The following is a 20,632-nucleotide window of genomic DNA, read 5'->3' as shown; positions in this document are numbered from 1 at the left end:
CCTATCGAATGGGATCGTGGACGGTGACGAGCTTGGTGCCGTCCGGGAATGTAGCTTCGATCTGGACGTCGTGGATCATCTCCGGGACGCCTTCCATTACGTCCTCGCGGGTCAGAATGGTGGTGCCCCAGCTCATCAGCTCGGCCACTGTCCGGCCGTCACGGGCACCTTCAATCAGCTCGTAACTGATGATCGCCACCGACTCCGGGAAGTTCAGCTTCAGACCGCGGGCTTGGCGCCGGCGGGCCAGATCTGCGGCAACCACAATCATGAGCTTCTCTTGCTCGCGGGGAAGTAAATGCATGGATCCTACTTCTGGGCTGGAAGGACGTAGCGCCGCGTTTTGTCTGTGGACAGGGACAGTGAGGAGATGTATTGCTTCTCCCCGTCCGGACCACGTTCGGCGGAGAGCATCATGTCCGGGCGCTCGAATTCTATCCCAGTCACGTGGCAAAGGAGCTTGACGTCGCTGGGGTTCCCATCGGCGTCGAGCATTGGCAGGTCTATGCCGTCATCCGTGCGGCGGAGGTAGTAGCGGCCCTTGGTGATGAGGGCTAGGGCCGGGGTGGCAATGAGCGCAATTCCCACTGCGAAGATCGGCGAGTAAGGCTGTACCGCTGAACCGAAGGCGCCAAAGAAGATGGCAATGGAAATTCCGGCTGAGAGGAGCATGGAGACAAAACCCACCGGGTTCACGGCGTAGAGCATTCCCCGGCGGAACTCGGGGTGTTTGGGCGAGAGTTTGAGGACGTACTTGTTGATGGCAATGTCAGTGGCCACTGTGACCACCCAGGCCATGGCGCAGTTAGCGTAGAACCCCAGAATGGTGTTGAGGAAGCTGAACATGTTCGCTTCCATCAGCACCAAAGCGATCACTAGGTTGACCACCACAAAAACCATCCGGCCCGGGTAGGTTTTGGTGACTCGGGTAAAGCTGTTGGTCCAGGCGAGGGAGCCGGAGTAGGCGTTGGTGACGTTGATCTTGATTTGTGAGATGACCACCAAAACCACCGCGAGGGTCATGGCCAGCCATGCGGGCATCATTTCGCTGTACACACCCAAGAACTGGTGGACCGGTTCGTTGGCTGTGGCCGAAGCGGCTGGGTCCAATTTGGAAATCAGGTAGACGGCAATAAAGAGGCCAATTGCTTGTTTGATGGCACCGAAGATCACCCAGCCTGGTCCGGCGATGATCACTGCGCGCCACCATGAACGGCTGTTGGCTGCAGTCTTAGGGGGCATAAAGCGCAGGTAGTCAATTTGTTCTGCGATCTGCGCCATTAGGGACAGGCACACACCTGCGGCGAGCATGATCGAGGCGCTGTTGGCTTCACCGTTGCCACTGGTCCCGCCATAGTTGAAGAACTGTTCCACTGAGCCGGGGTTGGTGACCATCAAGTAGACCAGCGGGACAACCATCAGCAGTAGCCACAGTGGGGTGGTCCAGACCTGCAGCTTGGACAAGGTCTTCATTCCGTAGATCACCAACGGGATAACGATGATCGTTGAAACGGCGTAGCCCAGGGCCTTGGGAACACCCAGTCCTAGCTCGAGGCCCTGGGCCATGATGGAGCCTTCAAGTGCGAAGAAGATGAAGGTGAAAGTGGCAAAAATGACGTTGGAAACGATCGAACCGTAATACCCGAAGCCGGAGCCTCGGGTGATGAGATCTAAGTCAATGTTGTAGCGGGCCGCGTAGTAGGCCAAGGGGAAACCGGTGACAAAGATGATGACGGCGGCCACCAGAATTCCCAGCAGGGCGTTGGTGGTGCCGTAAGCCATGCCGATGTTGGCTCCGATGGAGAAGTCGGCTAGGTACGCGATGCCACCGAGTGCGCTGGTGGCCACAATCCCGGGTGCCCACTTGCGGTAAGAACGTGGGGCGAAGCGGAGGGTGTAGTCCTCGAGGCTTTCCTTGGTGGCGCTCAGGGCGCCACGGTCGGGCTGCGCGCCTTTCCCTGCGTCCCGCTTTGCGTCCCGTTCAAGGGTTGCAGTTCCGGTGTGGCCAGCCTCAGTGGGGTGAGGAGGCCTGATGTCCTGATTGTCGTCTGACATGTTTCCCACTTTCGTTGCGGAACTCCGCTTGAACGTGCAGCGGCCGGGTGATCGGCTTGAGCACCAAGCAGCGCGCAAGACATTTCCAAACGAACGTATCGAGGCCACGAGTCAGGGGCGTCACCTCGCTGTTACGTCGAGGTAACAGATTCCTGTTCCGGGCCAAGCTGGGACGCTTTTTCGTGGACGTCGAGCTCCTCTGGGAACTCTTTCCAGTTCCGAATGGGGGAGAAAATAATTGGCAGAGCGGACGCCGCAGCGATGACGGCCCAACCCCACAACACAGAGGTAACGCCTGTCCAAACGGCCATGGCACCACCGGCGATGCTGGCGATGGGCATGATGCCCAGTGTGAATAGCCGAAACGTGGACATTACCCTGCCCATCAGCTCCGTGGGTACAAGCCTCGTGATGATTCCCGCTCCAGCCAAGCTGGTCAGAATGACAAAGTAGGACCACGCGAAGCCGGAAACTCCCACCCAGATCACAGGACTTAGGCCCAGTTGTGGTGTCAACGGGAGTACGACGACGGCGAGGCCGCACAGGAGGCTGGCTGCGATTTTAGTGATTCCCGCGCCGCATGCGCGAGTGACTTTGGCCGCCGTTAGTGCCGCGATCAGACCGCCGAGGGCAGAGAAGCTCCCAAGGAAGATGAATTGAGGCATCGAGATGTGCAGGACTTGTAGCGAATAGACGATCTTGGCTGACAGCCCGAACATGCTCGCGGCGTTAACGAGTGCAATGGAGACCATCAAACTGCGCACCAAGTGGTGCTTGAGTGTGAAGCTCATTCCGGCCCGGGCTTCAGACCAAAACTTGTCTGGCTCGGCGTCACGGCTGGGTTGATCGTGTGGCAAACGCCAGGTGGTAAAGGCTGAAAATAGGTAAGCAACCGCTGCTATCACCAGCATGGCCGGCGCGGAGATGACCCTGATCGCCAATCCGGATAGTCCAGGTGTGACGATCGCTAACCCACTCTGCATCCCTTGAATCCGCGCGTATCCGAAGCCAAGATCTTTCCCACTTAAAAATGTGGGCATAAAGGCTGATTGCGCGGTCGTGAAAAACACGTCCGCGGTGCTGATGATCGCCGCGACGATGAAGAGGTGCCAGATGCTGAGCACATTTCCCCACGCGGCAACCGGGACGGACACCGCTGCCACCGCTCGGACAACGTTGGCCAGCACAAGAGTGTTTCGCTTCGACCACCGGTCCACGAGCACGCCGATGGGCACACCGAGTAGCAGAAAAGCGGCCAGCCCTAAAGCGTTGAGGACGCTCGTTTGGAATGCACTCGCACCCAGCAACCCCACAGCGACAATCGGCAAGATGTTCTGAACAAGATCGTCACCAATACCGTCGCCGATGGTGGAGTGGAACAAACGCTTGAAGTTTGATGGCATCACAAACTTGTCTTCGGCGCGGCTCGCGCGCCGAGCTGCACGTGCTGAGAAGAACGATCTGAAGCTGGTAGTTAGTCGCAATTTTGGTCCCCTGGGTGATGGAAGCGAGTGAATTAATTCAACAGAAACCTCGCCACGATGGCACAGACACTACGCGCGGAGTCGAGGAACCCGCGCCTTAGTCGGAGAGGTTCCTCAGGTTTAGAAATAAAATGGAGTTCTAACTGGATTATTGTCCGGGCCTGCATCCGAAACGGTTCCGTAGCTGTACAGGGTGGAGACGAAGGTTCCTATCTCTCCAGCGAATGCTGCTTGTGGCCAGTTACCGGAGTCCAAAACACTCACACTCTCGTAGCCGCGTTCCTTCGCTACGGAAGAAACAACTTGCTGGATGTCCTGGCCAGGTGCCATGAACACGTCGCTGATCACGAGGTGCTTCAGAACCTCATGTTCGACGCCCCATCCAACTGCGACGTAGCCGCGTTCATCTTCCAGAGAGAAGTTAGTGACTCGAGAACCGGGAGCATAACAGAGCGAGTTATAGGTCAATGGATCAAGCATCAACGCACCTTGCACACGCGCGGCGAAATGATTCTGCAGATCGCAGAACAGATCCGCATCGGACTCCCGGACACGATGCTGCGAATCTGAGACATCCTCGAAACGGGGTTCAATTTTACGGTGCATTAGACTCGGACCTGCCGTCCACAGCGGCCCTGAAAGTCCTGCATTTTTGCCCCACGCATACACTGCCTTCGCGTCGTGGGCGTCCATAGATGAAGTCAAGATGCTTAGCAGGCGCTTCCCTACCCCTTGGCCACGGTAGTCATCTCGAACCGCCGTGCCGGTGTTGCAAAGAACCGTTCGAGTTTCTCCGGCGAACATTTGGGTGGCTCGCCCACACTGAGTGACTGCCACGATTTCGTTTCCCTCCATTGCAGCCAGGCTTGCTTGGAGATCCACCGACGCAAGCTGCTGGTCGATGTTGGGGCCACCTCCTACGGCTTCGTTGAACCCGTCTGCCGAGAATTGCAATGCTCGCAATGGGTCAATTTCAGACCATGCCACATAGCGCATTGAGGACCGCACTCCTTTCAATTGAACCGTTCAACTAAGCTGATGCGCCAAGAAAGCGGACACCCGCGACGGCGAGGACGGGAGAAACCGGAATGACCGCGCTCTTGAACCGCGGGAGCATCACCGAAGAGTTGTGCCGTAGGAACTCGACCATAGTTGAAGCAATCAGGAGTACTTCTCTCCAGAACCAACAGCCAGACCGCCCGAATCCAAAGGGGCAATAGTCGCTTGGCCAGGAACGGCGATTCGTCAGAACCCAATTCCCAGGATTGAACTCGGCCGGGTCGGCAAACGTTGAAGATCTGTAGTGAATTATCAAGGGGCTAATGAACACTTCCTGGCCAATCAGTTCCTCATCGACCAGCCCCACATGATCTGCGCTAAGGCGTCGGGGAATTAGCCATGCCGGTGGAACGAGGCGAAGCGTTTCTAGAACGACTGTGTCGCTCGACGCGAGTGATCCTCCGGACTTCTGCAAAAACCAAAGGGCACTAGACACAACCGCCGTCGTTGTTTCCAGGATGGCAGTTCGCAGCCTTTGAATAAACGCGGCTTCCCCCCGGTCAAGGGACATGTCGGCTGCATACCGGACTTCTATCCCTGTCAGCACGGGCGAAAGCAGCTGCTTCATGGTTGCGGCACTCGACAAGGCCCGGCGAGGGCTTCGTAATTCCATCACTTCCCTGCCGAAAGATTCAGTCAGTCGTTCAAGCGAATAGAAGCTTGCGAGCCGCTTCATGGTCTCAATCGGAAGGTCATGGCCGGGAACTGGTTTGAATACAGTGCGCTCGGCTGGGAACGCGGGCCTCACCTGAAGAATTTCCGCGGCAAGGCCCGCGTCGACCACAATCAGTCGCCCCGCCTTTGTCGGCAGCAAATGCCCTTCACCCCTGAGTTCATGGATGAATGACTTTAGTTGAGCTCCGAACGGGGCTGAGGTCACTAGTTTTGGTTATGGCTTGACGATGTATTTGTTCCAGCGGCCGCTGGTGGTGACATCTTTGGCGAAACGTACCTTCAAATTGCCAATAAATTTCTTCATGGGAACCCCTTCTGATCGGCATCGCGCCGAATGGCACGATGTAACCCTACGAAGGGTCGACAGGCGTGTCAAGCAATATTACTCAATCTGTAAGTTTTTCGTTAAAGAGAAATATCTATGTAGACAATCCGACAAGCTAATCCGGAACTCGGCTGCTCTTGCCGCCGAGGTCGGCCTTCGGGCTATTGAAAACCGTCGCCGAAACAGTCCATCTTTCGTCCAACCGTCCAACCGCCCAAGAGCCCAAGAGCCCAAGAGCCCAAGAGCCCAAGAGCATGCTGTTCAATGATTCCTGAAGCTCGCATCAAAAAGTCGTTCCACACGCCAGATGCCGTCTACTTGCAGGAATCGCGGATCTGATGGCGATGGGCCAGATGAAACTCCGACGGCGCTACAAGGTAGTGCAACGCTTCCGGATGCCCACTGTTTACTTTTTTGACCGCTTTCTCCGCGACGGTATTGCTGGGGTGTTTTTCCAAAAGTTCGACGGCGGCAGCTGGCTCGCCGGTGTTTCGCAAGGAACTGGCAAGGTGAATGATGGCTTGTGGCAACGTAACGCCGTCGGGACCGTTTGCAAGCGCGGACTTATAGAGCGGGTTGTCCGGATTTGGCTGGGCCTTTTACAGATTTTGGAATGAAGACCGAGGAGAATTAATGTCGCTGTGGAGAAGGCGAAAAACTACCGAGAGGCCGGCGGCAGTGGGCGGTGTATGGATTGTGTTGCAGGACGATTCACCGCACAATACTGTCCTTGGAGCGTTCGCAACCCAGGTTGAGGCGTCTGATTTTGCCGAAGAGATCCGGGACCAGTTCGTGAACGGGGTTATTTATACTCGTTTCTCGGTTGGATACCGGTACAACGATGGTCCAGGCCACGTCTCTTATAGCCCTCCGGAGTAAAGGCATCGACGAGTGCCCGGCAGGAGCCCTCAGCTAGGCAGCCCCGGCGGCGAACTCAATCGCGGACTGAGCCAGCTCACCCCACTGCTCACTGTGCGCCAGCGGAACCTCAACCCAGTCCTTAAAGGGCCGCCCCATTCCCGAGGGGTCAAACAGTAAAGCCCCCTCCAAAGCCAGCGCGGAGGCATGTTCGGCCGAATCCCTACCCAATTTGAAAGACATTGCATCGCCATTCAGGCATGCGGTGGCTTTCTTGTTTAGCATGATCGCCTTGGCCCCGAAGGTGTTGCCCAGAACCGCCCCCGAGGCCGCTAACTCGGTAACTATCGCGTCAAATGCTTCAAGCGCAGCGGCGGAAGGTTCTCTCTTTTCCATGGGAAGAATCATCCTCCATCGTGTGAATCTCCGCACTCAAGAGCGGAGTTCACGGCATTCCCGGGCGTGGCGTCCTTTTGCGTTGGTAGACTGGAGTGATCGATCAGGCAGGGGCCCGGACCGGGACCTGCCATCTGGCAGCTCGTTCGTGCCCCAATTTCCCCTCTGGAGGCACTACCTTAATATGACAGCCCAGGCCCTTGACTCCATTCGTGAGCAGCTAATGAACCGTCGTTACGAACCCAATGTAGCTGTTGTCAACGAGCTCGCCGATTCCTTGCGCGAGCTAAAGCCCGGCAGTGAAGTGTCCTACGTGGACCCGATTCACGATGTCAATGAGTGCCGAATTGTCAGCCTTTTCTCCAGCACCGGTGAAACCCCGGATGGTGGGTTCATCACCCCCGGCGACGACGCCGCAGTGGCCCGCATGTTGGGGTTGCAGTGGCAGCTTGGTTTGCGCCCCGAATTCGTGATGCCGTGGAACGTACACCCGTGGTTTACACCGGGCGAACCTCAGAGCAAGCTCACTCCCGAACAAATCCAGGCCGGCCTCAAACCGCTCCTGCGTTTGCTGGTCCTGATCCCCCGAGCCTCCGTCATTGTGGCTCACGGCACCGAAGCCAACCGCCTGGCTGGCTTGTTACTCAAAACCGAGAACCAGCTCATCTGGCGCCGCGGCCTGAAAACATACAAGGTCCGTGCTTTGGGTGGCCGCTCCTTCGCTGGTACCCCCGCTCGTCAGGAGCAGTATCTCGAAGAAATGCGTTCCGTTTACGCCGACGCCATGGCCCGCACGGGACTGAACCCCGTTACTCGCTAGTCGTTTTTGGCGGGTCCTAGCTTGCCGCCTGATTCGCGCAAGTAACAGGACCCGCACAGCGACTCGTACCGAACTTCCGCCCCATCAATGGCGACCTGATCGCCGTCGAACACAAAACGGTCCCCCACCCGGCGCGTATTAAATACCGCCTTCCGGCCACAGCGGCAGATGGTTTTCAGCTCCTCAAGGGAGTGCGAAACTTCCATCAGCCGGGCCGAACCAGGGAACGCGCGAGTCAAAAAATCTGAGCGGATTCCGTACGCCAACACCGGCACGCCGTCCAGCACGGCAATTCGGAACAGATCATCCACTTGTTCCGGATCCAAAAATTGAGCCTCATCCACCAGCAGGCAAGCCACGCGCGGAGCATCAACGTGTTCAAGCAGTGCATCCGGATCATCGCCAGCAGCCTTCGCCGCAAACAGTTCCCGCACATCCGCGCCCTGAGGGATCACAAAATCCACTGTCCGGGTCACACCCAGACGGGACACAATCTGGTCCTCGCCCTTGGTGTCCACTCCGGGCTTGGCGAGCAAGACGCGCTGGCCGCGCTCTTCATAGTTGAACGCCGCTTGCAGCAAACCCGTGGACTTGCCGGAGTTCATGGCACCGTAACGGAAATAAAGCTTGGCCAAAAGGAACCTTTCGCAGCCATAAAAACTCGTGAAATAACGACGGCGGCCCGGCCTTTGGGGGCCAGTACCGCCGTCGTTATTAAATCACTTAGTGCGCCTCGATGGCTGCTTTCGCTGCCGGGTCCGAATCGTTGAGGAACTTCTCAATACGCTCCGGTTCCTCAGCTTCGCCAATGGCTGCCGCGGCACGGCCTAGCGCGTAGAGTGCGCGCAGGAAGCCGCGGTTCGGCTCGTGTGACCACGGAACCGGACCCACTCCACGCCAACCATTGCGGCGCAAGGAATCCAGCCCACGGTGGTACCCCACACGCGAGTACGCGTAAGAATCCACCGTCCGCCCTTCAGCCCATGCTTCCTCAGCCAAAATGGCCCAGAGCAGCGAAGACGTAGGGTACTGAGCCACCAGATCCACAGCTTCCTGGCCCAAGGCTAGGTGCTGGTAGATCTCTGATTCAGCCGGCAGAAGGGTGGGTTCAGGACCAATCAGCTGCTTACGGAATTCGTCAGACATTAGGAGAAGGTCTTGCCCGTGGAGCCCAGCTGCGCAGCAGCTTCCACCACACGTGCAGCCAAGCCAGCCTCAGCCGAAGCGCCCCAAACGCGGGGATCGTAAAGCTTCTTGTTGCCGACTTCGCCGTCTACCTTGAGCACGCCGTCGTAGTTGCGGAGCATGTGATCCACTACTGGGCGGGTGTAGGCGTATTGGGTGTCAGTGTCGATGTTCATCTTGATAACACCGTAGGAAACAGCATCAGCGATCTCCTTCTCCGAGGAGCCCGAACCACCGTGGAACACGAGGTCAAAGGGGCGATCCTTGCCAAGCTTGGCACCAATCTGGTCCTGGATGTCCTTGAGGATCTCCGGGCGCAGCTTCACGCCACCGGGCTTGTACACACCGTGGACGTTGCCGAAGGTCAGAGCAGTGATGTAACGGCCAAATTCACCTGAACCCAGTGCTTCAACAGTTGCCAGGGCGTCCTCGACGGTGGAGTAAAGCTTGTCATTGATGGCGTTCTCCACACCATCTTCCTCGCCACCAACAGCACCAATCTCAACTTCGAGGATGATCTTGGCAGCAGCAGCGCGCTCCAGGAGTTCGCGGCCAATGCGCAGGTTCTCCTGCAAAGTCTCAGCGGAACCGTCCCACATGTGAGAGTTGAAGATGGGGTCCTTGCCGGCCTTCACTGCTTCTTCCGAGGCAGCGAGCAGGGGCAGAACGAATCCGTCCAGCTTGTCCTTGGGGCAGTGGTCAGTGTGCAGCGCAACGTTGACGTTGTAGTTCTTAGCAACTTCGCGAGCGAAAGCAGCGAAGCCCAAAGAACCGGCAACCATGTCCTTGGTAGACGCACCGGACCAGTAGGCGCCACCGCCGGTGGAAACCTGGATGATGCCGTCAGATTCGGCTTCGGCAAAACCACGCAGGGTGGCGTTGAGGGTCTGAGAAGATGTCACGTTCACGGCCGGGAGAGCGAATCCGCCCGCCTTTGCGCGGTCAATCATCTCTGCATAAATTTCCGGTGTTGCGATGGGCATACTGACTCCTTGTGAATGTTCGCGAAGCAGGTCCAGAGGACCTTGCGGAGTAGACCTGTGCGGTTAGAACCCATCCTAGCCATTTCCGCGGACATCACCGGAAAGTTACCGTCATTTGGACGCCCCCTCCTTCCGCCGAGTTGGTACCTCACGCCCACGTTCCCGCTTGGGATGGGCGTGAAGTGCCAACTCGATCAGGGGTGAGAGGTACAGTCGCCGCTAGTACAACCAGCAGTTACTCACGGTCGGGGTTCCCGCGAAGCGCTGCTCAAGGAAGGCAAACGCTGCTGGGGCGGCCGCCACGTAGCCACCGATGTGAGTCGGGCCTCCGGTGGTGTCGAAGTACAAGTTGGCCCCTTGAGCACACCACCGCTTGGCAAGATCAACACCTACCTTGTACGGGATCACGTCATCCAACACGCTGTGCGAGAGCAACACTGGCACACGCGGCACACGCCGGTTGCCAATAGTTTGTTCGGTGATGATGCTGCTGAATTCCGCTTGCCCCACCAGGCTGCTGACCTTTTGCCCACTAACCGTCATGGTGGCTGTGTTCATAAAGGCATTGTTTGCCACAGCAGCGATGGTGCACTGGGTGGCGATGGCTGCCATCCGGTCCTTGCCCGCTTGGTTGAGGTAATTGTTGAAATTCACCCCGTAGTCGGCGCTGAGCCCAATCAGTGCGTAACCCAAAAACGCTCCGTAAGCGCCGCCGTCGAGGTTCTTTGCTACAGCACTCAACTCTGCTGGCACGGCACCGGCGTAGGCGCCTTTCAGGTTAATTTCTGGAGCGTACTCGGGGGCGAGTTCAGCTGCTGAGGCTGAGGCACCACCACCTTGCGAATATCCAGCGATCGCCACGGGCGCCGTGGGAAGAATGTTCGCACTGCCTAAGCGTTTGGCCGCGCGCGCAGCATCCAAAACTGCGTGCCCCTGTGACGCGCGGGACATGTAGTTGTGCATTCCATCGGTTCCAAGGCCCTGATAATCGGTGACAACAACGCTGTATCCGCGCGTCAGGAGGCCGGCGATGAACGTTCCTTCATACTCTCCACCCACCGCCATTTGCCGCGACGGGGCGCATGAATCGTTGAGTCCTTGGGTTCCTGCCGCGTAGCTCACCAGCGGGCGGGGGCCTTTGCCCAGCCATGCGGCCGTTGGAACCAAAACGGTTCCGGTGACAGCAGTGGCTTCGCCGTGACTGCCTGTGCTTCGGTACATAATGCGGGTGACCGAGGCTTGGGCCTTGATGGTTTTGAGCGGGTCAAGATAGAAGACGGATGGTTGCGTCCGAATAATGTCCCCATTGTTGGCAGGCAGCACGCTGGGGGTTGAGTAGAAATCCGTTGTCGTGGAATCTACAACCGCGGTGCTGGACTCCGCGCTGGAAACGGTAGTTGCGTTGGCCGCGCCAACGGCCGTGAGGCTGAGGGCTGCGATGAGTACAGCGGCTGCGCCGATGCGAGTGGAAGGGTGCTTCATTGAACCTCCAAGGGACGTACAGGCTCATCATTGAGCGTGTTACACGTCACAAGTTACCGGAGAGTAACCACTTCTGTCTGCCCCTCCCGCCTCCCACCTCTCCCCTCCCGCCGAGTTGGCACTTAGCGTGCATGTTTGAGCGAAACACCCGCGCGAAGTGCCAACTCGGCACGGGATTCGAGCGCCCGCCGCACTTTAAGTACGACGCCGGGCCGCTCACCCGTGAGGTCATGTTGCGAGACGCGAACCTCAAGCCAGCCGTGCGCGGCGGACGCTTCTGCCCTGCGGATGTCGCGCAGGTACTGCACCTCGTCACCGTGATGCCCGCCGTCGTACTGAAGAGCAACCCGATGCTCCAGATATGCCGCGTCCGGCCAAACAATCGGCCTGCCAAAATCGTCAAACACCACCAGGTTTAGAGCCGGTTCCGGCAAACCAGCCTGAACCAAAGCAAGTCGCATCCGGCTCTCAGGAGCGGAGTCGGCCCCCACTCGGACCAGATTCAGGGCCTCGCGCGCTTTGCGAATTCCACGTGCTCCCGGATGCGCGTCCACAACCTGCCGAAGGTCATCTATAGAACACACCGCCTCACGTGGAGCCGGGAACTCAGGGCCATGGCTGCACACCAAGTGATCTCCCATGACAACAAGGTCTTCCATGGTGGTTTGCGTCGACGCCATGTCCAGCCAGGTTCGCGGCGCAGAGGTGAGGCGGACGCCGTCGACCTCTGTATCTTCACCTGCCGCGAGCGTTAAAAGGTGGCCGACGGTGTTGGCTCGGCGCGGAACAGAGTGCACCGCCCTGCGGGCAATATGGAGGCGCCAATCTCCGCTCAAACTCGCCGGTAGGGGCATTTCCCAGAGACGAGCAGCTGATACATGGCTGAGGATTGAGGACTCGTCCAGCTCGGTGTAGGCACGAACGGCTGCTGCACCACGGGGCTGCGTCTGCGTCGGGAGCCGAATTCCGCGCGAGACCACCATAAGGTCCTTCGCTCGAGTTCGGCCGCGACTCACGCCCGACTTGTCCGAGGCCCGCAAGGCAAAGGACACGCCTTGGAGGTGTTCGGGAAGTTGGGACTTGCGCATGGGCCAATTCTTGCCCAATTCGGCCCACCGCCGCAGAGTTATCCACAGCTTGAGGCGTTCCTCCCCTGCCGAGTTGGCACTTAGCGCGCATGTTTCCGCGAAACACCCGCGCGAAGTGCCAACTCGGCGGGAGAAAACAGGCACGCTCGAGAACGGGAGCGGGAGAAGGTGCGAGGGCGGGAGGAAACAGGGCGGGAGGAAACAGGTCGGGGGGTTAGATACTCTGACCGAAGTGGTGTTGGCGGATCCAGGCGTGCATCGCAATGGCCGCGGCCGAGGCTGCATTGATGGAGCGGGTAGAACCAAACTGCTCAATGGAGAGCGTTGCCTCCGCGGCTGCGTGAACTTCCGGGCTCAGACCAGGGCCCTCTTGGCCAAAGACCAGTACACAATCCCGAGGCAAAGTGTACGTTTCCAACGGCACCGAGTCCGGAAAAATGTCGATGCCAATCACGGCCAAGCCTTCGCCGTGTGCCCACTCAACAAACTCTTCAACCGTGGCGTGATGACGAACATGCTGGTAGCGGTCGGTGACCATGGCGCCGCGGCGGTTCCACCGGCGTCGTCCAATAATGTGTACTTCTTTGGCCAAAAAAGCGTTAGCAGTGCGCACCACCGTGCCAATGTTCAGATCGTGCTGCCAGTTTTCAATGGCCACATGAAAATTGTGACGGTGCTGGTCCAAGTCAGCAACGATCGACTCGTGCAACCAGTAACGGTACTTGTCCACCACATTCCGGCGGTCCCCATTGGCCAGCAGCTCGTGATCCCAGTGATCACCTTCCGGCCATTCACCCTCCCACGGGCCAAGACCAACCTGATGAGCGGGGATTTGGTGCTCTGAAGTTGAATCCGCTGTTATTGGTTCGACAGCGGGGGCCGGGGATTCTGGGTACTCATTCACCCCTCAACATTAGCCTTGCTTCCACTTGTTGATGCGGTAGCTGTTGCCCAATTGCTGCATCAGGCCCGGGTGGGCATCCCAATAGTCTTTATGCCCTGAAACGCCCACACGTTGTGGAGTCCCCCAGGGTGTGATGGCAAAAATGTTCACACCCTGGATCTGGTCCCCAGCACCCGTTTTGCATTCGAACATCACCACAACTCCGATGCCCCGGCGGAACTCGCGCAGTTGAGGCTTGGATGAACGGAAGTCGCTGGCACATTTGTGGCCCACCAAGGTCTTGGGCAGATCAGCGGCTGGGAGCGCAACAAGTTTGGCTTCCAACTGCTTCAGAGCCGCCTGAACTTTGGGTACCTCGGCGGTGTGCTTGCCTTCCTGGGACTCAGCGAAGAACGCGAAAGCCGTGGAAATGCCGTCAGCGTCCTTAGTTTCCGTACCGTAGGCCTGCTGCTGCATGGCGGTTCCTGTTAGAGGATCCCGGCTCACACCAAAGGTCGAATCGTTGCTCCACTCTTTCAAATACTGGAAGGAGGATTCCCCGGTGACAAACTTTCCAAACTTGGGGTCGCCGTCGGCAGGAACGTTGCTAGGGCCAGCCAAAGCGGCCCAAACCGCCGGAAGTGGTGTTGCCCCGGCCGGGATTGAGGAGGGCTGCGCTTCCGGGGTGGCGCTGGTGGTTGCGGCAGTGGTGGTTGGCGCAGGAGACTCGGCAACCGGCACTGTTTTGGCCGGTGCTGGCGTGTACAGAGCGTTCACCGCCGGCACTACCCACACAAAAATGGCCACGATGACTAGTGCCAGCACGGCCGTGGCGCTTCCAAGAATGATCGCGAGGTTTTTGCCGCTCCTAGTTCGCGGCGAGACCGCTTCCGGAACACCTTGGTTCACCGGTTCGGGTTGGTAACGCAGCACTGTCTGATCTGCTGCGTCATCCGGGTGAGCGCTAAAAGGCGGCGCTGCTCCATAAGGCGGCATTACCGGCTGAGGCGGTGTCCCGCCGTCGTACGGCACGGGCTGTTGGTTTGGCGGTGGCGGCGGGCCAAAATTGTTGCTCACGTGGATTCCCCCTGGATTGTGACGCTCGGCGCGGATTCGCAGCCAAGTTGCCTCCCTCAGCCTAAAACAGGGTCTCGCGGCTTGAGTCAAAATTCGATGGGTAGCTGTATCCATCGCCGAAGAATGAAAGACTGTAAGCATGACTGAGAACAGCTCCGACTCGAACCCCACTTTCCAGACCAGCAAGTACCGTAGTGGCCAAGAAATCGAATGCTGGCTTACGGATATGGACGGTGTGCTGGTTCACGAAAACCACGCCATCCCTGGAGCAGCGGAACTCATTCAGCGCTGGGTTGATACGTCGAAGCGCTTTTTGGTGCTGACCAACAACTCCATTTACACCCCGCGTGATCTTGCCGCTCGTTTGCGCTCCTCCGGCTTGGAAGTGCCAGAAGAGAACATCTGGACCTCCGCACTGGCCACTGCCCAGTTTTTGAAGGAGCAGGTGAGCGGTTCAGGCAGCGGAAACCGCGCCTACACCATTGGTGAGGCAGGACTTACGACGGCGCTCCACGAGGCCGGTTTTATCCTCACCGACCAAAACCCAGACTTTGTGGTGCTCGGCGAAACTCGCACTTACTCTTTTGAAGCGATCACTACCGCGATCCGGTTGATTCTGGACGGCGCCCGGTTTATCTCCACCAATCCCGACGCCACAGGCCCGTCCAAGGACGGCCCCATGCCGGCAACTGGCGCGATTGCCGCAATGATCACCAAGGCCACCGAGCGCGAACCTTACGTGGTGGGCAAACCGAACCCCATGATGTTTCGCTCAGCCATGAACCAGATCGATGCACACTCGGAGACCACGGCCATGATCGGTGACCGCATGGACACGGACATCATCGCTGGCATGGAAGCTGGACTGCACACCGTGTTGGTTCTCAGCGGCATCACCCAGCCTGAGGACATCGCAGCCTACCCGTTCCGGCCCAACCAGGTCCTGAACTCCGTGGCCGATCTGATGAAGCAGATTTAGCTACTGGTTAACGCTGGGTAGGCCAATCGCGGGGGTCAATATTCCGCTCCATCGAGGGCAGCGGGTCATACTTGTCCAGCAGCTCTGTGATGAGCGGGCGGTACACGAGTGCACTCCACTGCGGGCTCGCGTGTGCCGGGGCTGCGCCCCTAGTCTGCTGATCCGCCGAGACCATATTGGACCTGTAGTTACTGCGCCAACGCTCCCGTGCTGAAAAATAGTCAACCGTTCGGTCGGCCGGACTCCCGATGTAGATCATCTTGGTGTCGCTGATCAGCCCGTGATAGTCGGCGATTTCAAAGTGATAGATGTACGCCGATTCGGTTTGAACCAAAAGACTCGACGGCGCCAACGGTGAAAGCTCAGCCATGGACTGCTCAAAGACTTGCTTCCAACTACGCTCGTTCTTGTTGGCCACCCGCTCACCAAGTTCATAGCCTCCACGCAGCAGGCTCGGAACCCGCACACCGCGTTCATACAGGAACACCACATCGTCAAACCAACTACCGTCCAAGACGTCTTGACGGCTCGCAGGGCTCGAATCCAAAAGAATCAGCCGCACCCGAATGTTGTAGAGCCTGCGGAGGATCGCCGCCACTTGGGTAGCTAACATCCCACCAAAACTGTGGCCATAAAAGTACAGGGTTTTCAGCCGGCGACTCTGCACAAAATCTAGGACAGCGGCCACCACGTCTTCAACGCGCAAACCCAAATTTGAGTATCCGACGGCGGCCAGCTGGCCTCGCTGGTTCAAAGCATCACGCAGGGCCAAGAGGATGACCTGAGATTCCTCCCAACCCGTTTTGAACCCGGGAAAAAGAATCCACGCAGCATCCGGGAAATACGCTTCCGCGTAGCTGTCCTTCACGGTCAAAATTTGGGTCCGTCGTCGCTGCTCCGCCACGGCACGAGTGAAGGCCATGTCCGCGGCCAATATGGACGCTGAACCGGCGCCAATCACAAAGGCACGCCGAGAAAACCGGTGCATCCCGGTGGCGGTTTTAAGCGCGCTGGCCCACTCCGCCGTCGTAGTGTTCTGACCCCGGTTCATCTCCTCCCCCGCGGAGGTTTCAGGCAAGGGAACCTAGTTCAGACCCAGCTCGTCCTTGCCAAAAGCGAAGAGGTACGGGACACCGGTTTCGGCCTCAATTTTTTCCTTGGCGCCAGTGTCGCGGTCCACAATCACTGCCACTGCAACCACGTTTCCGCCGGCCTTACGCACACCCTCAACAGCAGTCAGCGCGGAGCCGCCTGTGGTGGATGTGTCCTCAAGAACCACCACATTGCGGCCCTCAACCGAGGGGCCTTCAACCTGACGGCCCATACCGTAAGACTTCTGCGCCTTGCGCACCACAAACGCATCTACGGGCCGGCCCGCATCCACAGCAGCATGCATGACGGCGGTGCCCACAGGATCGGCACCCATGGTCAGACCGCCGGCGCACTCATATTCGATTCCCGCAGCATCAATGAGCTCCAGCATCACCTGGCCCACCAACTTGGATGCCTCGTGGTGCAAGGTGATGCGGCGCAGATCAATGTAGTAATCAGCCTCGGCACCACTGGACAGGATCACCTTGCCACGCACCACCGCCAATTCCTTGATGAGCTCAAGCAGGCGAGCGCGGGCAGTTGCAGTGTCAACCGTGGAAGTCATGGTTCCTATTCTACGTAAGACTTCCACGCCACTGCGTTACCCGCGCCCTGAAACAGCTGACCCTTAGACAACCTGCGCGGACGCGAGCGACCGCGCAGTGGAGCGGGCCGGCACGCCGTCGTTATCTTGGCCGTACAACCAATCGTTGTACTGGAAATTGCCGTCGGCGCGGCTCTTGAACAACAAGTTGCGGAGCGTACGTGCCAGTCCGGACACGTGCCAAGACTCACCCCAGACGCGAGCCGTACGTTGAACCCGAGCAGTCCGCTCGGCGCGGAGCGAGTTGAATTCCCGCATCGCCGCGTCCCAAGCCTCAGGGTTGGCGCCGTCGTCAGTAAAAACCGTTCCTTCACAGACATCTTGCAGAACTGCGGCATCTTCCAGCGCTTGGCAGGCTCCTTGCGCAAGGTACTGCAACATGGGGTGGGCGGCGTCGCCCATCAACACCATCCGGCCAGCAACCCAGTTTTGGATCGGGTCACGGTCATACATCGGCCAGCGCATCGCGGTACCCAGGTTTTTCAAGGCCTCTTGCACAGCGGGAACACAATCCTTGTAGGCCGCCTCCAGCTCATCTACACCGCCGTACTGTTCTTCACCACGTTCAAACGAGGGAGATTTGAATACTGCAACAGTATTCAGCAGCTCGCCCTTCCGAAGCGGGTACTGCACCAAGTGGCAGTTCGGCCCAAGATAGACGATGACGTCTTCAAGATCTGCTTGAGGTGTTTCCTCCGTGATCGGAACCGTGCCACGGTAAGCCACATAAGCCGAAGAGACGGGCTCATCGTTAGCGACTAGAGGCCGCAAGGTGGACTTCAAACCATCCGCACCAATGACAACGTCCGCCTCATAATCCACGCCCGCAACAGTGTGCGCAATCCCGCGCCCATTGATCGTCTCAACGCTCTGGACTGTTACATCGTTGACGAGCGTGACGCCTGCGGCTTGGCAACCCTCCAACAAGACTCGGTGGAGGTCGCTACGGTGAATCACCACATAGGGCGCACCATAACGCTCTTCGAACTCACCGCCGAGGGTCTGCCGAGTTAGCTCCTCGCCCGTGATGGCGTCGCGGAAGACCAGATGCTTAGGCTGAACACCAATCTCAAGCGCCTTCTCCAGCAAGCCCCAACGCTTGAGTACCCGTGAAGCGTTGGGCGCCATCTGCAGACCCGCTCCTACTTCGCCAAACTCCGGTGCACGTTCAACCAAGGTGACATTCGCACCGCTCTCACGCAGAGCGAGCGCGCCAGCCAAACCGGCCATTCCTCCGCCAATTACTAGAACATCAGTAGTGGATTTCACATCAGACATGGCTGACTCCTTGAGAGACTTTGAGTGTGGATTTGTTCTTGAGGGAAATGGCCCCCAGGAGCACTGCAGCAACGGCCGCCGCGCCTGCAAAAGCCAAGAAGTTTGAGTTGACGCCCAGCCCGGCAGCCAGCAATAGGCCACCTACCTGGGGAGCGACTACGGCGCCAATGCGCCCGACGCCGAGTGCCCAACCAAGAGCTGTCCCGCGCAAATGCGCCGGGTAGTGGTTAGCAACTGCCGCAATAATCAGGCACTGTGTGCCATGCGTTCCGACGCCTGCCAACACGAGCATCAGATAAACGACGCCGACCGAAGGCCCGGACACAAGCACTACGAGAGCCACTGCTGCGACGCCCGCGGCCGCGATAGCCGTCGGGATGGGTCCAAAGCGGGTCCCTGCCCATGCCGTAATTACCGAGCCAGCTACTGCACCCAAGTTCAGCGCAAGCGCAAAGGTAAGAGCCGAACCGAGGTTATAGCCAGCAAGCTGCATCAGGTTAGGCAGCCACGTTCCAAGCCCGTACCAAGCAAAGAGAGTGGCTAACGTAGCAACGGCGTAAAGCACACTGAGCCCCAGAAACGGTGCCCTGAGCAAGGCGCCAAAGCCGGGACGCTGACGCGGTTCGCCGCCTAAAGAAACAGCATCGCCTTGGTGCACACCGTTCCCGCGCTGCCCCAACGTTTCAGGCAAATAGCGCAAGCCCAACGGGATAACAATCATCAAGGCAAGAACTGCCACCAAGAACATGGCTTGCCAGCCAAAAGCTGGAATCAGCGGAATACCCACCACCGCCGCCAAGGAACCACCAATCGGAACACCCGACATCATAAGCGTTGCAATAGTGGACCGCCACTTCGCCGGCACCAGCTCAGCCACGAGTGCGTTGGCCGAGGGAACCAGCCCGCCAAGGCCAATACCAGCAAGCAGACGCAGCCCACCAAACACGATCGCATTAGGTGAGAGTGCGCACAGAATAGTGAAGACGGAAAAGACTATGGCACAACCGATGATGGTGCGCCGGCGGCCCCAGGTATCTGACATACGGCCAGCGAATACTGCACCGATCATCATGCCAAGGAACGCCATCGATCCAACGGTTCCAGCGGTCGCCTTGGTCAGGCCCCATCCTGTTCCGTTGATAAGGGACGACTGGACTGTCCCGTAGACAATGAGGTCGTATCCATCAAAAACCACCAAAAGCCAACAAACTAGGACGGCCATGGCGGACGCTTTGGAGAAACTTTGTGCGGCGGGTTCGTCACCGGCGGCACGGCTGCGCTTTGGCAGTGGAGACTGCTGCGACGCTGCAGCAGGTTGCATGTGATTCATGCCACTACTGTCGTGGTGGAGCAACGTGATCTGCAATACAATTCTGATGTGCAGAATAAATTCGACTCGATCTCGCCGCCACCAACCTCTCTGCGGAAGCCGATGCAGAAGCGGCCCACTTACTCCATCGACGCCGTGGACAACGCTTTGCAGTTGCTGCAGTTACTGCGCGACGGTGGCGCGCTGCGTCTCAAGGATGCCGCCACGGAGCTCGGCGTCGCACCCTCTACGGCCCACCGGCTATTAGCGATGCTTATCTACCGGGGATTTGCCGTACAAGACGAACATCGGCGCTACGTTCCAGGTCCAGCCATGGGCATAGGGCCGGCCGGCCTCGCGTGGACTCGACTGCTCCGCAGTGTCGCCCAGCCACACATGGAGCTCTTGTCAGCGCGACTCAACGAAACGGTGAATCTGATGGTCCGCGTTGGTACCAAAGTGCGGTTCCTGTCGACCGTCGAAGGCGGTAACGTGCTGCGGATTGGCGACCGTCAAGGCGTTGTGCTGCCAGCCAATAAAACGTCAGGCGGCAAGGCGTTGCTCGCCGAGTTGGAGCCCGCCATGCTCGAGCAACTCTTTCGAAGCAACAACGCCGAGATTGGTGGAGACAACATTTCCGACGCCGAATATCCAGCATTTTTGCGTGAACTGGAAACCATTCGAGACAACGGCTTCGCTGCGAACTTCGAGGGCACTGAGGAAGGCGTCAGCGCCATGGGCGCAGTCTTACACAATAGGCATGGGAACGCCGTTGGGGCGCTCAGTGTGGCCACGCCCGCAACAAGGTTCCGGCGCTTGTTCGACGACGGACTGGTCACCGCCCTCCGGGAAACGTGCCGCCAGCTGGAGATCGACATCGCCGCCAACCCGGCAGGGCCGGAATAGGTTCCGAAATCAGTGAAATAACTCGAGAAAATTCTGCTTGACAGAATATGGTGGAGATCACATATGGTCCTCCGTAGGGTCGAACTACACAACA

At 58.4% G+C, this 20,632-nt stretch carries 21 protein-coding genes; 3 read left to right on the top strand and 18 right to left on the bottom strand.

What is annotated here, in order from left to right; genetic code table 11:
• Nucleotide 1 precedes the first annotated feature (1 nt).
• The 7 genes from ACQQCD_RS05360 to ACQQCD_RS05330 all read right to left on the bottom strand — a co-directional run bounded on the left by ACQQCD_RS05360 (nucleotide 2) and on the right by ACQQCD_RS05330 (nucleotide 6,852).
• Complete coding sequence (locus ACQQCD_RS05360) at nucleotides 2–304, bottom strand: urease subunit gamma (RefSeq protein ID WP_430267383.1); 303 nt, start codon at nucleotides 302–304, stop codon at nucleotides 2–4.
• 5 nt (nucleotides 305–309) lie between these two features.
• On the bottom strand, nucleotides 310–2,055 hold the full coding sequence (locus tag ACQQCD_RS05355) for a purine-cytosine permease family protein (RefSeq protein WP_430267382.1): 1,746 nt from the start codon (nucleotides 2,053–2,055) through the stop codon (nucleotides 310–312).
• A gap of 131 nt (nucleotides 2,056–2,186) precedes the next feature.
• A complete protein-coding gene (locus ACQQCD_RS05350; RefSeq protein WP_430267381.1) occupies nucleotides 2,187–3,539 on the bottom strand; it encodes an MFS transporter in 1,353 nt (450 codons plus the stop codon).
• Nucleotides 3,540–3,659: 120 nt separating this feature from the next.
• Nucleotides 3,660–4,535, bottom strand: a complete 876-nt coding sequence (locus ACQQCD_RS05345) for a GNAT family N-acetyltransferase (RefSeq protein ID WP_430267380.1) — start codon at nucleotides 4,533–4,535, stop codon at nucleotides 3,660–3,662.
• Between the two features lie 34 nt (nucleotides 4,536–4,569).
• Nucleotides 4,570–5,478, bottom strand: coding sequence for a cytochrome P450 (locus ACQQCD_RS05340; RefSeq protein WP_430267379.1), 909 nt, complete (start codon nucleotides 5,476–5,478; stop codon nucleotides 4,570–4,572).
• 434 nt (nucleotides 5,479–5,912) lie between these two features.
• Complete coding sequence (locus ACQQCD_RS05335) at nucleotides 5,913–6,128, bottom strand: hypothetical protein (protein ID WP_430267378.1); 216 nt, start codon at nucleotides 6,126–6,128, stop codon at nucleotides 5,913–5,915.
• Between the two features lie 382 nt (nucleotides 6,129–6,510).
• A complete protein-coding gene (locus tag ACQQCD_RS05330; protein WP_430267377.1) occupies nucleotides 6,511–6,852 on the bottom strand; it encodes a hypothetical protein in 342 nt (113 codons plus the stop codon).
• Nucleotides 6,853–7,036: 184 nt separating this feature from the next.
• On the opposite strand from ACQQCD_RS05330, the gene ACQQCD_RS05325 reads away from it, so the two are divergent.
• Entirely contained in the window at nucleotides 7,037–7,672 is a 636-nt protein-coding gene (locus ACQQCD_RS05325) for a uracil-DNA glycosylase (RefSeq protein ID WP_430267376.1), read from the top strand.
• Here ACQQCD_RS05325 and ACQQCD_RS05320 read toward each other — a convergent pair.
• The 7 genes from ACQQCD_RS05320 to ACQQCD_RS05290 form a co-directional block, all read right to left on the bottom strand.
• Nucleotides 7,669–8,307 (bottom strand): thymidine kinase, encoded by a 639-nt coding sequence (locus ACQQCD_RS05320; RefSeq protein ID WP_430267375.1) that lies wholly within the window; start codon nucleotides 8,305–8,307, stop codon nucleotides 7,669–7,671. The genes ACQQCD_RS05325 and ACQQCD_RS05320 overlap by 4 nt on opposite strands.
• An 88-nt stretch (nucleotides 8,308–8,395) precedes the next feature.
• Nucleotides 8,396–8,818, bottom strand: a complete 423-nt coding sequence (locus tag ACQQCD_RS05315; protein ID WP_430267374.1) for a DUF3151 domain-containing protein — start codon at nucleotides 8,816–8,818, stop codon at nucleotides 8,396–8,398.
• On the bottom strand, nucleotides 8,818–9,840 hold the full coding sequence (gene fbaA / locus ACQQCD_RS05310; RefSeq protein ID WP_430267373.1) for a class II fructose-bisphosphate aldolase: 1,023 nt from the start codon (nucleotides 9,838–9,840) through the stop codon (nucleotides 8,818–8,820). Before fbaA ends, ACQQCD_RS05315 begins: the two co-directional genes overlap by 1 nt.
• Nucleotides 9,841–10,059: 219 nt before the next feature.
• Nucleotides 10,060–11,322, bottom strand: coding sequence for a lipase family protein (locus tag ACQQCD_RS05305; protein WP_430267372.1), 1,263 nt, complete (start codon nucleotides 11,320–11,322; stop codon nucleotides 10,060–10,062).
• Between the two features lie 122 nt (nucleotides 11,323–11,444).
• Entirely contained in the window at nucleotides 11,445–12,410 is a 966-nt protein-coding gene (locus ACQQCD_RS05300) for an endonuclease domain-containing protein (RefSeq protein ID WP_430267371.1), read from the bottom strand.
• 214 nt (nucleotides 12,411–12,624) lie between these two features.
• Complete coding sequence (locus ACQQCD_RS05295; RefSeq protein ID WP_430267540.1) at nucleotides 12,625–13,272, bottom strand: TrmH family RNA methyltransferase; 648 nt, start codon at nucleotides 13,270–13,272, stop codon at nucleotides 12,625–12,627.
• Nucleotides 13,273–13,323: 51 nt separating this feature from the next.
• On the bottom strand, nucleotides 13,324–14,370 hold the full coding sequence (locus ACQQCD_RS05290; protein WP_430267370.1) for a hypothetical protein: 1,047 nt from the start codon (nucleotides 14,368–14,370) through the stop codon (nucleotides 13,324–13,326).
• Nucleotides 14,371–14,509: 139 nt separating this feature from the next.
• Here ACQQCD_RS05290 and ACQQCD_RS05285 point away from each other — a divergent pair, with 139 nt between their 5' ends.
• The gene (locus ACQQCD_RS05285; RefSeq protein WP_430267369.1) at nucleotides 14,510–15,349 is read left to right on the top strand and encodes an HAD-IIA family hydrolase; all 840 of its coding nucleotides are present in this window, start codon (nucleotides 14,510–14,512) and stop codon (nucleotides 15,347–15,349) included.
• Between the two features lie 7 nt (nucleotides 15,350–15,356).
• On the opposite strand, the gene ACQQCD_RS05280 is transcribed toward ACQQCD_RS05285, so the two are convergent.
• The 4 genes from ACQQCD_RS05280 to ACQQCD_RS05265 all read right to left on the bottom strand — a co-directional run bounded on the left by ACQQCD_RS05280 (nucleotide 15,357) and on the right by ACQQCD_RS05265 (nucleotide 19,653).
• The gene (locus ACQQCD_RS05280) at nucleotides 15,357–16,427 is read right to left on the bottom strand and encodes an alpha/beta fold hydrolase (protein WP_430267368.1); all 1,071 of its coding nucleotides are present in this window, start codon (nucleotides 16,425–16,427) and stop codon (nucleotides 15,357–15,359) included.
• Between the two features lie 6 nt (nucleotides 16,428–16,433).
• Nucleotides 16,434–17,006, bottom strand: coding sequence for an orotate phosphoribosyltransferase (gene pyrE / locus ACQQCD_RS05275; RefSeq protein WP_430267367.1), 573 nt, complete (start codon nucleotides 17,004–17,006; stop codon nucleotides 16,434–16,436).
• Between the two features lie 63 nt (nucleotides 17,007–17,069).
• A complete protein-coding gene (locus ACQQCD_RS05270) occupies nucleotides 17,070–18,323 on the bottom strand; it encodes an FAD-dependent oxidoreductase (protein ID WP_430267366.1) in 1,254 nt (417 codons plus the stop codon).
• Nucleotides 18,316–19,653 carry an MFS transporter gene (locus ACQQCD_RS05265; protein WP_430267365.1) on the bottom strand — a complete coding sequence of 446 codons (1,338 nt, stop codon included), beginning with the start codon at nucleotides 19,651–19,653 and terminating at the stop codon, nucleotides 18,316–18,318. Before ACQQCD_RS05265 ends, ACQQCD_RS05270 begins: the two co-directional genes overlap by 8 nt.
• 102 nt (nucleotides 19,654–19,755) lie before the next feature.
• Here ACQQCD_RS05265 and ACQQCD_RS05260 point away from each other — a divergent pair, with 102 nt between their 5' ends.
• Nucleotides 19,756–20,538 carry an IclR family transcriptional regulator gene (locus ACQQCD_RS05260; RefSeq protein WP_430267539.1) on the top strand — a complete coding sequence of 261 codons (783 nt, stop codon included), beginning with the start codon at nucleotides 19,756–19,758 and terminating at the stop codon, nucleotides 20,536–20,538.
• Nucleotides 20,539–20,632: the final 94 nt, after the last annotated feature.

The sequence above is a fragment of the Pseudarthrobacter sp. J1763 genome, assembly GCF_050490295.1.
GTDB lineage: Bacteria > Actinomycetota > Actinomycetes > Actinomycetales > Micrococcaceae > JBNPEO01.
This window is presented reverse-complemented; position numbering and strand designations above follow the sequence as displayed.